The sequence below is a fragment of the Nostoc sp. JL31 genome (assembly GCF_017114965.1).
GTDB classification, from domain to species: Bacteria; Cyanobacteriota; Cyanobacteriia; order Cyanobacteriales; family Nostocaceae; genus Nostoc; species Nostoc punctiforme_A.
Genome location: NZ_JABXKO010000015.1, coordinates 14,907 through 28,711 on the forward strand (window position 1 = coordinate 14,907; position 13,805 = coordinate 28,711).

The 13,805-nt window shown below is 39.6% G+C and carries 15 protein-coding genes and 1 pseudogene; 9 read left to right on the forward strand and 7 right to left on the reverse strand.

Annotated features, from left to right (window positions below; all coding sequences use genetic code 11):
* Positions 1–22 precede the first annotated feature (22 nt).
* Positions 23–544, reverse strand: a complete 522-nt coding sequence (locus HWQ43_RS02320) for a Ycf51 family protein (RefSeq protein WP_292729703.1) — start codon at positions 542–544, stop codon at positions 23–25.
* Positions 545–918: 374 nt separating this feature from the next.
* Here HWQ43_RS02320 and HWQ43_RS02325 point away from each other — a divergent pair, with 374 nt between their 5' ends.
* Positions 919–1,095 carry a hypothetical protein gene (locus HWQ43_RS02325; RefSeq protein WP_292729707.1) on the forward strand — a complete coding sequence of 59 codons (177 nt, stop codon included), beginning with the start codon at positions 919–921 and terminating at the stop codon, positions 1,093–1,095.
* 291 nt (positions 1,096–1,386) lie between these two features.
* Here HWQ43_RS02325 and HWQ43_RS02330 read toward each other — a convergent pair whose 3' ends face one another.
* The 3 genes from HWQ43_RS02330 to HWQ43_RS02340 all read right to left on the reverse strand — a co-directional run bounded on the left by HWQ43_RS02330 (position 1,387) and on the right by HWQ43_RS02340 (position 4,393).
* Complete coding sequence (locus tag HWQ43_RS02330) at positions 1,387–1,899, reverse strand: hypothetical protein (protein ID WP_366932768.1); 513 nt, start codon at positions 1,897–1,899, stop codon at positions 1,387–1,389.
* Positions 1,900–2,180: 281 nt separating this feature from the next.
* Complete coding sequence (locus HWQ43_RS02335; protein WP_292729709.1) at positions 2,181–3,569, reverse strand: O-antigen ligase family protein; 1,389 nt, start codon at positions 3,567–3,569, stop codon at positions 2,181–2,183.
* Positions 3,551–4,393, reverse strand: a complete 843-nt coding sequence (locus HWQ43_RS02340; RefSeq protein WP_292729712.1) for a YaaW family protein — start codon at positions 4,391–4,393, stop codon at positions 3,551–3,553. The genes HWQ43_RS02335 and HWQ43_RS02340 overlap by 19 nt, the downstream gene beginning before the upstream one ends.
* A gap of 133 nt (positions 4,394–4,526) precedes the next feature.
* Between HWQ43_RS02340 and HWQ43_RS02345 the strand changes: the two genes are divergently transcribed.
* From HWQ43_RS02345 to HWQ43_RS02375, 7 genes are all read left to right on the forward strand, one after another.
* Positions 4,527–5,591 (forward strand): NAD(P)/FAD-dependent oxidoreductase, encoded by a 1,065-nt coding sequence (locus HWQ43_RS02345; RefSeq protein ID WP_292729715.1) that lies wholly within the window; start codon positions 4,527–4,529, stop codon positions 5,589–5,591.
* Between the two features lie 531 nt (positions 5,592–6,122).
* Positions 6,123–6,497 carry a hypothetical protein gene (locus HWQ43_RS02350; RefSeq protein ID WP_292729718.1) on the forward strand — a complete coding sequence of 125 codons (375 nt, stop codon included), beginning with the start codon at positions 6,123–6,125 and terminating at the stop codon, positions 6,495–6,497.
* Positions 6,498–6,637: 140 nt separating this feature from the next.
* The gene (locus tag HWQ43_RS02355; protein ID WP_292729720.1) at positions 6,638–7,549 is read left to right on the forward strand and encodes an SIMPL domain-containing protein; all 912 of its coding nucleotides are present in this window, start codon (positions 6,638–6,640) and stop codon (positions 7,547–7,549) included.
* 696 nt (positions 7,550–8,245) lie between these two features.
* Positions 8,246–8,653, forward strand: coding sequence for a VOC family protein (locus HWQ43_RS02360; protein ID WP_292729724.1), 408 nt, complete (start codon positions 8,246–8,248; stop codon positions 8,651–8,653).
* Positions 8,654–8,743: 90 nt separating this feature from the next.
* Positions 8,744–9,640, forward strand: coding sequence for a bestrophin family protein (locus HWQ43_RS02365; protein WP_292729727.1), 897 nt, complete (start codon positions 8,744–8,746; stop codon positions 9,638–9,640).
* Between the two features lie 205 nt (positions 9,641–9,845).
* Entirely contained in the window at positions 9,846–9,992 is a 147-nt protein-coding gene (locus tag HWQ43_RS02370) for a hypothetical protein (protein ID WP_292729730.1), read from the forward strand.
* Positions 9,993–10,295: 303 nt separating this feature from the next.
* A complete protein-coding gene (locus tag HWQ43_RS02375; RefSeq protein WP_292729733.1) occupies positions 10,296–11,414 on the forward strand; it encodes a glycosyltransferase in 1,119 nt (372 codons plus the stop codon).
* 70 nt (positions 11,415–11,484) lie between these two features.
* Here the strand turns inward: HWQ43_RS02375 and HWQ43_RS02380 are convergent, their stop codons facing one another.
* Positions 11,485–11,757 carry a DUF3143 domain-containing protein gene (locus HWQ43_RS02380; protein ID WP_292729736.1) on the reverse strand — a complete coding sequence of 91 codons (273 nt, stop codon included), beginning with the start codon at positions 11,755–11,757 and terminating at the stop codon, positions 11,485–11,487.
* Between the two features lie 31 nt (positions 11,758–11,788).
* Entirely contained in the window at positions 11,789–12,313 is a 525-nt protein-coding gene (locus HWQ43_RS02385) for a J domain-containing protein (protein ID WP_292729824.1), read from the reverse strand.
* Positions 12,314–12,452: 139 nt separating this feature from the next.
* On the opposite strand from HWQ43_RS02385, the pseudogene HWQ43_RS02390 reads away from it, so the two are divergent.
* A pseudogene (locus HWQ43_RS02390) lies at positions 12,453–12,674 on the forward strand (type II toxin-antitoxin system prevent-host-death family antitoxin); the annotation flags it as partial.
* 125 nt (positions 12,675–12,799) lie between these two features.
* Here the strand turns inward: HWQ43_RS02390 and HWQ43_RS02395 are convergent.
* Complete coding sequence (locus HWQ43_RS02395; protein WP_292729739.1) at positions 12,800–13,804, reverse strand: response regulator; 1,005 nt, start codon at positions 13,802–13,804, stop codon at positions 12,800–12,802.
* Position 13,805 lies beyond the last annotated feature (1 nt).

The following is a 13,805-nucleotide window of genomic DNA, read 5'->3' on the forward strand; positions in this document are numbered from 1 at the left end:
TTGCTCCCTGTTCCCCTGCGTCTTAAGCAGTCGGTTTTGGCAATTTGGCGAAATTTTCTGTGTAAATTTTGACTGTTACCGGGGAATTTTGATGAGAAACGAGCGATCGCTTGACCTCACCCAAATAAATTGGGACAGAAATCCCTGTTTCCGGGTGGATAATGGTACGGGCGCGAACTGTCAAATTTCCGTCTTCCCGTGAACCTGAGCGACCATAAGAAAACAAATTACTAGCTGCTTGACGTAAAGTTGCTTCTAATTGTGTGGGTGTAATTTGGGGTGATGTCGCAATCACCGCTTGTGTTGAGCCATTGTCATAAACTAGAGTGTACCGGGCTGCTCCAGGAATCACAGTCCGACTCAAGGGGACTATTGAGAGTCCAAATAAACCAGCAGTCACCACCAGCATAAAGCCAGTCGTACCCACCAACCGAAAGCGGATGCCCCATTTGAGAATAAAAGCCAAAAATGTCAAGGCAGCAAATACCAAGGTAGCTATACCTGACCATTGGGTGTACTGAAGAAAGTTAGCTGTTGTGAGCATAAGGTTGGTTATGGAGGCGTCTTTTTTTTCGTTACCGACACACCCATTTTACCGAGAGCTTACACCGATTACCTGTGAGGTTGCATAGATACAACAACTTGCTCAAGTCGCTTGTATCACCAAGCCTAATTTTTGTGCAGTTTCACAAAGACAGGACTCATGCAAAATAATGGAAAAACGAACCGCATACTCCTACGGAGAAGCAAGCTACGCGCAGCGTCTCGTTAGAGAAGGCGCAAAGGACACAAAGGAATGAGAGTTTCAGAGAGTTATTGCGTAAGTCCTAAAAGAATTAGTACTACACCATAAGGTTATCATAAGGTTATCAGTCATAATAAAGTTTCAATTTCTGTTTAGCCTAAGTTTAGCGGTGAATGGAGTCAACCTCAGAACAATTGAAACAGTTATACAGAGTCTTGATTTGCCTAACGCGAATGTATCTCTCGGTTTACCTAGTTAGCTTAGATGAGCGAACAGATAACATCGTAGTAATAGCAGGTGAAGAGACAGTTTTAGTAATTAATCTAGAAGGAGAGGTTGATTATGAATAAGCCTAACTTTAGAGAAATGACACGCAAGCAATTGTGAGATTATATCTTACAAAATCGTGGCGATACAGAAGCAATTCACGCCTTAGCATTACATATTCAGTCTAATGGCAAACGTCTTAATTCAGTAGATGAGCTACAACAAATCATCCAAAAAAAGCGTAGCAAAGGCTTAGATCCATAGCAAAAAACGTGTAATCACTCTGTTAGGGAGTAATACGATTTTGTTAAGTTGTAGCTAATAAATCTGGTAAATAAATTTCTTGACAAAATTTCCCCGCCTCCCTATTTTTCCTAGAACAGTATTGGTTCGCCAGAGATGATATGGGAATTTTTAGATGTCTGCAACCTAGTTTGAATACTATCAATTATTGCTAGCCAATCAGCATCTCTATTCCATTCAGAGTGAATCCTGGTTTTAGTTGTTGCGTCGTAGAGGTTACAAAAAACCACATTCTCTTCTCCAGCAGTTGCAGCGATAATCCAGGGTTTGGAAAAATCCTGGATTAGTGATGCAGCTAAAAGAAAACTTTTAGCAAAGTTCGTTTCTCTCCCAGTCCTAATAATATAAACTTCATCCGCTCTAACAACGATGTCTAACTTATTGTTGTCTTTTTCTTTAAATTCTTTCGTCGTTAATTTAAGTTCGGATATATACCCAGTCAACCCTGTTTGTTGTACAGGAATAGTTTTATCATTATTGTAGTTATACCACAAGTATGATTCCCCGCTTAATTCTCCTTTTTTCACATATAAATAAATAGGTTCTGGAGGGTTACAAAGACCTAGTTTAATTTCAGCAATCATGTTTTATGTTCCTTTATCAAGGATAAAATTTTTCAGATATTGCGTCAAATTCAATCTTTTTAAGATAGTGTTTAACTGAATAAAAATAATAAATATACAAAAGGGCATCTACAAGAGATGCCCGTCATGCAGGAAAACCCCAAAGGGGTGTCCCTACACCTTCCCAACAATCAGCAACAGTGACTAATTAGGTATTAGTCACACTCACAGACGTGAATGTAACAATCTTATTAACTTAAAACTCTCAATGTCCCCAGTGCATACACTGAAAAAACTAATAGCTAATTTTGATGAGACGCGAGCCTGTCTTTTTCGCGATCGCGATATACTACTCCAGAAATAGCAGCCAAAATTAGCCATGAAAGCGCATTCAAACGGAAATCGAAGAGGGTTACATCTACTGTATTCAATAAAATCCACCCAACAAAGGATAAAAGATAACTGAAAAATATCAATTTGTCTCCTGCATTTATATATTTTGACTTTTGCAGTAGTTGGACACTGATAATCAAAATCCAAGCTAGTAAGCCACAAAATAAAAAAGCACTGGGAAAACCAGTTTCAGCAGATAACATCAAAAACAAGTTATGGGGATGACCCAAGGGAATCTGCATCTTTGCTTGGTAAAGTGTACTAAAACTACGTAACCCCCAACCAGTCAAAGGATGTTGTTGAGCTAAAGACCAGGCAAACTCCCACTGAGTTTTTCGCATTAAAGCGACTGGTCTATCTGGATACATATCGTCATTTAACCTTGCCCAAAAGAAGGCAGGAACTACCCAGCGAAAAATGTGAGCGATTGTTGAGGGAGCAAAAGCTGCCAAAAACACACTAGAAACGATTGCAGCAACGCTACCTACAAGAATGCGCCAACCTTGGTAGAGTGCATAAGCTAAACAGGCAAAAATAGCGATCGTCCACCCATTACGCGAGTTGGTGAAAATTAAGGCAATGAAATTTGTAATCACTGCCAAGGTTAGGAAGAGAAAGGGAACTGGAGAGTAGAGCGCAGTAAGTCTTTCCCCTCTGCCCCTCTGCCCCTCTGCCCCTCTGCCTCTGATGCTCAATCCCCAATAACTCATCCCTAATCGCCATTGTTCGATCCATAACCCTAGACTAAGGATGAAAACTATTACTAGATAAGCTGCGAAGGTATTAGCGTGCAAGAAAAGTGAAGCGATACGACCTGGTGGGTTTCCGCCTGGTCTGATTGTCCAACTAAACACAACCCACACAAACTGGAACTTGAAACTCCAGCCTAAAAATAATTGTCCCAAGCCCATAATTGCTACTGGCATGGAACCGATCACTAAAGCCCAAGCCATTTGCCGCAATTGGGCAAATGTTTGAATCAGAGCGCTATGGGCAGCGAAAAGTAAAAAGAATGGTAATAAATTAAATAAGCCGAGGAAAGCTGCTGTTTTGTCCTGGGCAAACCCAGCACTCACGATCAGTAATACACTCAACAGGGCAAATCCCCAGTTGAGGGGGCGGCGATTAATTTTGCGGGATTGTTTCAGCCAAGTTATTAATGAGACAAAACCTACAGTCACAGCCCCCACTAAAGGACTCAATGGGAAGATTAACAGTGCCCATAGAGAGTAGTTCCAAGAAGATTGCCAACGAGACTTGAAATAGTTAAAAACTTTGTTCAAGCTGGCTCCCAACATTCCTCACGAGTGAGGCGAATTTGAGCTAAGGCGAAGATGGTAGGAATAATTCGACCATAGTTAGTAGCGATCGCTCTCCAGCCTAAATCCGCAATAAACCAAGTCCACATCATTGGGCCAATTACGGCAAACATCGTGCGGGCTGCCCCATAACGAGCTGCACTTACTGTCATACCCCGTTGCGCCATTTGCATCGTTACATAACTTTGAAATTGCGTTGCAGCTGCTTCTGTGCCTGTAATCGCCGCTTGTTTGGCTACTTCATAAGTAGCAAAGTGGATGGCAAATTGACGGGCAATTTGCTTCAGTACAAGTGGCTGAAGAAGAGAAGTAACCGCGATTGCACTACCGCCTTTGAAAAGTAAACCCAATGGGTCACGTTGTAATAAAAGTGGTAGGGGTTGTTTTAGTTCTGATTTGAGCAGCTGACGCTGCACCTGTACAGTCAATTTTTGCTTTTCCTGTTCCGGTAATTTTTTCCACACCTGTCCTAGTAGATGCAAAAATACTTCTGCTTCTAAATCAATAGTTGCCAGCTGATGAGAATAGGGAATTTTTAGATACTTACATACTTGAACTAACGCTTGTCGGTAAGTTACTTGGCCTGTACGTCCCCGTAATACTGTCATCCCATCTGCTGCCAAAAAACGAAAGCGGCCCTCTAGTGCATCTAACCAAGCTTTGCGGTCTTGGCTTTGCACTTCGATGGGTTCGGGTGTGTGTACATAGTCTAAGGGATTGAACTTACGACTAAATAGAATTGCCGTTAAATCTTGCAATTCTTCTTCGGTCGCTAACTCTAGCGCCGCCCTCATTTCATCCAATTTCCCTTCCTCCCTTCCGTGCAGCTTTCTGTACCTTATTCTACTATTAGCTTTCAGCAGTCATTAGTAGTAATTTTGTCCTTTGATAATAACCAATAACTAATGACCATAATTAACTAGGGACTATTGACTCATGACTGATATTGCAGTGATTGGTGCCGGAATTGCCGGTTTAGTCTGCGCCCAGCAGTTAAGTCAAGCTGGATATTCGGTGGTAGTGGTGGAAAAGTCGCGTGGTTTGGGAGGAAGACTAGCTACACGCCGCTTGCATGGAACTTTGGCGGATCATGGGGCTTGTTACCTGAAGCCAAAGGGTGAATTGTTGGGACGTTTTGTGGAGATATTGCGATCGCGCCATATCCTAGAAGTTTGGACAGAGGAGGTTTACGAACTCACAGCAGGTGTTCCTTTATCTGAACCCAAAAACCGCAGTCCGCGTTATGTTGCACCTGGGGGAATGAGTGCGATCGCTAAATCCCTCGCCCCAGGTTTAGAAATATTACTGAATCAGCGTGTTATCGCTATTACTCCAACTCCCGAAAATAGCTGGCGTCTCACTCTGGAATCTAGCAATGAAGAATTAACTGCAAAAGCTATAGTTGTCGCCATTCCTGCACCCCAAGCTGTGATGCTGTTGGAACCTTTGAGTGAAAGTGGATTGGATGCAGTTTTTCTTGATAACTTGCGTTCTGTAGAATTTTATCCTTCGATTAGTGCGATCGCTGGATATCCTCTCACATCTCAACCCCTCGCTCAGTGGAAAGCCCTAACTTTTGTGAATGATGCTGATTTAGCATGGATTGGTTTAGACAGTAGCAAGCGTCCTAACCCTCAACAACCACATTTCGTGGTGCAAAGTAGCGCTGATTTTGCCCAACGTCATCTAGAATCACAGGATTTACAACCTGCCGGACAATATATCTTGCAACGAGCAGCTGAATCTCTGTCCCTTCCTTGGCTGAATACTCCCGAATGGATGCAAGTACATCGTTGGCGTTACGCCTTTCCTAGCCGTCCTTGGCACGAAGCTTTTTTGTCTACCGAAACTCCCTTACCTTTAGTTTGCTGCGGTGATTGGTGTGGCGGCAATCTTGTAGAAGGTGCGATGCTTTCTGGATTAGCTGCGGCTGATGAAATTAATAATCAGTTACGTCATTTACCTTTTGACAATGTGAACTTTTTAAACTTTTTTACCTGATCATTTCATCTGTCGCTAGACTGATTTTGCACTATAGTGAGTCGGGATTTTTATAACTGACTAAATCAAAGTGCAACAGATAAGTTTTTTAGATAAAATAGCAAGTTTTGTCGCAAACCTAAAAAGTGATGTCAATTACCCTAAACGCTTAACTTGATGAAAAACTTGTTCCTAATTCAAGTTGTTTGATCATTGTTAATTTTGATCCCCTAGCATTAATGCTGCGTTTTATGTAGATTTATACCAAAATGGCAGAAATTTTAAATAATTAGGATTATAAATATAAAATGTCGGTAAATTACCAGCTGATTGGACGCTGTTTTAATAAGTCAGGCTGTGAAGCAGTATAAACTTTAACTAAAATAAGCAAAGCTAAATGTCTGAGATTGTATCAAGATAAGAGGCTATTCTCAGGGAGATTGCATCTATCAGTTAAAAGTAAGTTAACTGATTTTAATTAAGACATTGCCATCTAAAAAAGTTATTTTCTCCACCAAGTATTGACTTGAGTAAAAAAGGAGTTTAAAAATCATGAAAACGGTAGTAAATTTAACAAAACAATCAATAGTGGGAGAAATTGAAAGTATTTTGAATACATATCCATCCCATCCATATCAACAAGCCTTTGCGATTCCTGATTTACGCCAAGAGCTAATTACTTTCGTTCTCAACCGCATTCCCTCCTTTTACAGCGTCATGTCTGATGAACAGATTCCAGCAGAGGCTGAACCAGGAAGCTTGGCTTATTATAAATTGCCTCGTAAACCCTTAGAACAGCAACTACATTTACAGAATTTGATTCACCAAGGTATTTGTCTAATTGTTCAAGAAAAGTCAGATTGGATTAGCCATCGTGTTTGTGAAACAGTTCAACCCGCTTGTGAACCTTCTCATTGGTTTGGTTAATAGTTCTAACGAGATTTGGCTCTCTGCTGAGATATCATAACGCCCGCAGTGAATTTTGAATTTTTGAGCTAATCCCACGACTAAAGGCTGTGGGATTAGCTCAATATTTTTTTAAGTAGATTCCTCTTGAGGTGTAAAATTTGACAATTACTAAGTTAAAAGGATATTCCCAGGATATGAGAAAAATAACTGCTCTAATGCTAAGTATTTCCGTGACTGTCGGGGTGGGAGCATTAACACCTAAAGTCACTAATGCCCAGTTGTTTTACCCACCAGCAAGCGATCGCCATTCATTAATGGTAATAGGTCAAGGGGTAGTAAGAGTGCCAGCAGATACAGCGGATATTGAGTTGGTATTCAGTAGTGGAGGTAGCAATGATGAGTTACAAACGCAACCATCATCTCTACCCGAAACCCGCCGCATATCCTCACCCTCCGGGTTCGGCAGTCCCTCTTTGTTGGAACAACAAGACCGGGCTGCCTCACCAACTTTAGTTTTTAATTACAAAACAGCAGCAGAACCTTTACCAAACAAAAAATCCCTAACTAAAGCAACTCTTCAGCCTGTAGTGGATAGCTTAGTTGCTAAAGGCATTAGGGCTGATAAAATTCAAGTGCAAATTAACCCTAATGCCAGTGAAAATAACGCCAAGATATTGGTGAGACTAGAAAAACCAACGCGCGATCGCGTTCAAGAAATTGTTGCTACAGCGAACAAGTCCACGAGCCAGATTGAAAACCTTTCTGTCAAGAGTGTGGGTGTTGAGTATGCAGTAAATGACTGTCAGGCTTTGCAGAGTTCAGTTTATCAATCAGCGATGAAAGATGCTCAAAGCCGCGCTCAGGCTTTAGCAACTGCGATGGATGTTAAACTTAGTACTCCTTCTGTCGCCGAGCCATTTTACACATTATTTTATCCCTCATGTAGTTCTAAAACTGGAGTTCCTTTACCGTCGTTTGCTAGTTTTTTATTATCACCAGCTTATAATCCAGATGCCCCAGCAGAGGTTGAAATGAAAAAGGATATTTTTGTGACGTATACAACGAAATAAACATTTATATTTAGTGCGATTGCACTTTGATTTAGTCAAAATTGGAAGTGCGATCGCTTAACTATTTTGTCTTGATTGTAAAGACTCACTTTTATGACTAAGTTTACAAAATATCAATTGTACTTCTTACTTATTCAAGTACTATTTTGCTTTTTCATTCTAGCAATCTATAGAAAAATCAAATATTCACTTGAGTTTAGACTAGTTTCCGGTGCGAAACTGCTGATTTCAAACTCCAGTAATGAAAAAACTCCAGAAGTGTTTGTGGCAAATCTGGAGTCAGGAAAGATACGCATTTACCTATACCAAATTTTCACCCTGAGAAAATCCTACGTCATCAGGGTATACACTCAAATGCAGATAAAAGTGTTTGAGGATTCTCATTTACACACCTTCTCTGTGAGAAGTAACGCAAAACAGCCCCAGATAAGCTGAGGCTGTTTTGCGAGAGTTGTTTGGTAGGAAGGGTACATCAATAAGTGATGCCCGTGTTAAATATAGATAATTCAGTATGCATCCTTATTCAGTCATATTTTGGCATATCAGGATGATTGGGAAAATTTTAATGGGTTTATTCCAAAAAGAAACTCCAGATGCACTTAAGGCATTCTGGAGCAGTAACAGGTTTCTAACATCAATCAATTTTTACATCTGCGATCGCCCGATGTCGTTAGGGTATATACTCAAATGTGTTTTATGTCTACTCATCCGCAAATAGACCAGCAAATTACCTTCTTTTCTACCCATAACCTCCATGTATCTACAGAATTCTACGAACAAAAACTAGGTTTGAAGTTATGGCTTGACCAAGGAACCTGCCGAATTTATACTGTTACTGGTTCTGGATACTTAGGATTGTGTCAAGCAAGCGAAAAATTAAGTCCTCCAACCGATAAGCAATCAAGTGTTATTTTTACTCTAGTAACACAGCAAGTGGATGAATGGTTTGAATATCTCAAAGAACGTGGCGTCGAATTTGAAAATTCACCTACACTAAATCAAAAGTACAATATTTACCATTGCTTTTTCCGCGATCCTGATGGTTATTTGATTGAAATTCAACGTTTTGAGACTAATGACAATAAAAAAGACATAACCAAATAAGTTATGTCTATACATTTTTTATAATGCTTGTTTTTAAGCTAACAAATACTGAACATATCGGTTCAATAAATATTTTATTAGGGTGAATACATGATGAACGAAAAAATCAAATGGTTCCGCACAGCATTACAACCTAAAGGTTCAGTAATGAAAGCAATTTTCAAACATGTTTTATGGTGTGGAGCTTTCGGATTTTTAATTTCTCTGCTTCACTATTTTGAAAAACCTGTATCCCAGCCTATTTTAGTAAATGTGATTCCTAGTATTGTTTTAGGTTTGTTACTTGTATTTCGTACAAATACTGCTTATGAGCGATTTTGGGAAGGGAGAAAATGCTGGGGTTCTATAGTAAATAACGTCCGAAATTTAGCGAGGCAAATTTGGGTATCAGTTGATGAAATTTCACCAGAAGATAAAGACAATAAAATTACGGCATTAAACTTATTGGTAGCGTTTGCTGTAACAACTAAACTACATTTGCGAGGAGAAGCTGTCAATAGCGAGTTAAAAGACTTAATGCCATCTACTAAGTACATAAAACTGAAGATTATGAATAATCCTCCTATAGAGGTTGCCTTTTGGATAGGAGATTATTTACAGCAACAGTACGACCGTAATTGTCTTAATAGCTACCAGCTAACATCTCTGCAAGAATTATTGAATAGTCTTGTGGATAATTTAGGTGCTTGCGAACGTATTTTAAAAACACCTATGCCGCTTGCTTATGCTATTCATTTGAAGCAATTACTGATACTATATTGCTTTTTGCTACCATTTCAAATAGTAGACAGTCTCGGTTGGTGGACAGGTTTAGTTTCTGCTTTGGTTGGGTTTACTTTGTTTGGCATTGAAGCCATTGGCTTAGAGATAGAAAACCCCTTTGGTTATGACGCTAATGATTTACCATTAGATGCAATTTGTGAAACAATGAAGCGCAATATTGACGATTTAATTACTTTGACTCCCAATGCGCGATCGCACACATAAAATATATGATTAAAGTAGACATTACAAATTATTTTTAGTATTGAAAGTATTCATTTTTAATTTTTAATTCTGCCTTGCGGTACTAGTCATGCTCAATAAAATTTGTGATTGCTGCGACGGATTGCACTCAACGCATTGAATTTGGAGCAATCGTCAAAAATCGAATCGAGCGGCGAGTAGACGCTACGAAGTCAAGTCGGGGATAATGGCTTTTGGTTCCTGTTTAGGTAATACTCAGGCTGCTCGGCAGGTATTTCAAATTGATGATAATTTTACTCGCTACTGTCAAACTAAACTTTTAGCCCGTGGCGAAGAGAATGGTACTTTAGCAGCATCTGCGGGAATTATATAACTATAACTATCGGGAAAAGTCCTTTTCCCAACTTTCTGCATATAAGTAGATCCGTTCTTTTCTGTCCATTTGATTCCCAACTCGACTTGTGTATACACCGTAGCTTTTTAAGGGGGGAACCGGAATTAAAGTCCCCCAATTTATCGGGGGATTTAGGGATATTTAGAACGTTTTGCTACCAACAAGAGGACTTTTCAAACATCCTCTTAGACACCAAGTTGATTCTGAGCAAAGTGAAATACTTGTTTCATAGTTATGCTCAACCACAAGTCCCATAAATACAAAATTTCCCATACCTGATGTATGAAAATATTAATTCAACACCGTCATTACGACAATGAAATTAGTGGAGTTTTAACTTACATTTATTCTATTATTCCTGAGTTGGAAGCTAGATTAATTGAAGTTAAAACTATTTCTACTAGACAAGATAATCTCGCAAAATGGTTTAGTCATATTGTTTGGGCAGATATAGTACACATGAATTCCAATGACTTATTGTTTACTTTATTATGTAAAGCCTTGCGAAAAAAGATAATTATTAAATACCATTATTCCTTTTATCAATCTACTCATACTAGTTATGAGCAGATGAAGTTGACGCAACGTTTAAAAGCTGAATTTAAACACACATTGCCGAAAGCTAATTATCCATTAAAGTGGAAATTACACACTTTTGTCAAATGGGCACGCCTAATCACCCGGCTTTCTACTGCCTTCTTAGCCGATTATCATACAGCTTGTAGTAACTTTTTAGGAGAATCTTCTGCTTTTCCTTGGTCAGTTGATACGTTATATAATCCCATTGAAATCAAGTCGGAAAACCAGCTTAAAACTTTAGAAAATTTATCTCAGCCATATAATTTTATTTTTGTCGGTAGATTAGCTACAGACAAAGGCGTAGATATTTTATTAAAAGCAGCGCGGATTTTACAAGATGAAAATAAAGAATTTAAAATTACTATTATTGGCGATGGCGAACAATTTCAGGAATTAAAACAGCTAACGTCTGATTTAGGAATTGCCAACAAAGTTAATTTTTTAGGTAAAGTTCCTCAAAAAGAAGTACTTCTAAAAGTTCAAGATGCTTTGGCTTTAATTGCTCCATCTCGTTGGCAAGATCCAGCACCTTACGTAGTGCAAGAAGCCTCTAGCGTTCAAACCTGCTCGATTGTCTCAAAAATGGGAGGCTTGTCAGAAGTGGCAGGGCCGCACAGCCTATTTTTTGAAAATGAAGATGCAGAAGAATTAGCCAAATGTATGCGAGACTGCTTAGATAATCCAGAGGAAGCAATTAACCGGGGTTTTCAGTCCAGCCAATACGTTGCGGAAAACTTTTCAGCTACGCGTGCTGTTAATAGACTACTGGAAATTTGTAGCGAACTTACTCCTAAAGCATTGGTAACAAACTCTGATACATAATTCTCGTTACAGGGTTGCTGCCCTGTAACAGGCTCATTGGAAGCTCTACCAATATTACATAAGCACTTCCTTATGGCCCAGAAAAGACAGCTTGTTCTACATCATCCCGACTAAGAGAATACTTGAATGAGCGTTGGATATCTTGTCCATTTTCCCCAGATTGGACATATCGCACGACAATTTGCTCAACATCAAGCCATAATTCAGCTTGCCAACTAGGTCGCTGTACACGCCAGCAATGCCTTTGTGTTTCGTCTTGTTGACAGCCTTGGTCTTTTAGCCACTGCTCAATTTGTGGCAGGGGATGATTATATAGGGGAGTATCAGAGGGAAGAAGAGCCATAGGAATTTTAGATTTTGGATTAGGGAATTGTTTAATTTTTAATGATCAGATAGGTAATTAGTTGCGACATATAGATAATCTGCTGTTGTACAGATGTAGTTGGTTGCAGCAAATGAGAATGGATTGCAGCCTCGCCACGAGTTAAGCCAATGGCAACTGCTAATAACAGACAACCTACAAATGTTAACACTAGCATAAATAAAGCAAAGATTTCGCCAGATGATAAGGGGCGATCGCTCGCATCGAGGTAAGCTGATTTTGACCAGTCATGAGAATACGAGACGGGATGATTCAAATCAGGGGGTGGTTGAATCACTCCAAAACGGGAATAGCCAATTTTGAAATCGTAGCTTAACCGGCGTTCTGGATGGCTAAGGGTGGCGTAAGCTTCGTTGATTTGCTGAAATTTAGGAGTGGCGATCGCAGTCGGCAAGTCTGTAGTATCAGGATGATAGAGTTTGCTCAGTTGCCGATAAGCACGACGAATGTCAATTACCGATGCCCAGGGATGCAGTCCTAGCAGGGAGTAATAAGTTGGTTCGCTGCTTTGTGGCATTGCCCCGTTTTGATTCACATCTGTTTGAGTCACTTTGCTCAAAGATATTTTTTATATTTTAAATCCTTTATGAATTGGAGAAGACACAGCAGGTCTAGCATTTGATAAGATATCTTAATAAAGCATTTAATTAGATGCGATGCACATCAAAATTAATCTCGAAAATATTCAAACTCTTACCGACTTCAAGCGCAATGCCAAAGATTACGTAGAGAAGATCAAGGCAACAAAGTCCCCGCTTGTACTAACGGTAAATGGGAAAGCTGAGATTGTGGTGCATGAAGCGCAAGCGTTTCAGCAGATGATAGATGAACTCCAGCGCCTTGAGGAAGAACTGCAAAAACTCAAGTTAGAAGCGTTACGCAGTACTAATTAATGTTTGTCACAACTGTCGGACGCATTGTCACTCTTGCATTTAAAGGATTAGTGAAATGGGGTAAAAATTCTGTGGGCTGGCATTTTGCATTTTTATTAACTCTCATTTCTTTATACTTCAAATTGAAGTGCGGAATGTGGGTTTAAAATAACAATGTGATCGCCTGAAGCTAATTTTGCTTGTAAAAGAGCTTTTTCTGCTATGCTAATTACCTTCTTTAGAGATAGTTCCAAGCTAGGAATAACACTTGTCACACCTAAGCTGAAGTTGATAAATTCGTCGGTTTTTGAATTATCATTGGCTATGTTAATAGATTTTACAGCAGACAGAATATTGTCTGCAATCTGTAAAGTTTCTTCAGCTTGAGTATTTGGCAAAACTATAGCGAATTTGTCAACATCAAAACTGGCTACGAAATCCGCTCCCCGCCGCTTGGATTTACTTAGAATGTCAGCAATTTGGCGCATATATCCATCTCTAGCTTGATACTCATCATTAGCCTTGGGAAAGTGAACACACATCAAAATCAAAGAAAGAGATAATTTATACTTTTGCAAGCGCTTCCATTCGCGTTCTAAATATTCATCAAAGTAGTAACGATTAGCAATTTTAGTTACGCTATCTATAGAAGTGAGGCGTTGCAAATCGCGATTTGCAACTTCTATCTGTGCTGTCAGCAAGCATTCTCGTTGAATCTTTTGTTGCAGTTCTGCCATCGCCCATCTTGATGTCAGCAAGCGATTGACTCGCTGACTAAGTAGACTCCAATCGATTGGTTTTGTGATGTAGTCTGTTGCACCTGCTTCAAAAGCTCGGTCAACAGATTCTTGATCGTCGAGAGAAGTAATCATTAAAATCGGAGGACAATTATCACCTAGAAGCGTTTGCATCTGAGCACAACAACTGAAGCCGTCCAAGCCTGGCATCATCGCATCTAACAAAATTATATCTGGCACTTGCTGTTGACAAATATCTAAACAATGTTGACCGTTACAGGCTTCGGTAACTCGATATCCTTCTTTCTCCATAGCTCGATGCAGCACTAATCGCAAGCCTCTCTCATCATCGACAACAAGAACTAAAGGTGGGTTATTTTGAAAATCGTAATTAATCATT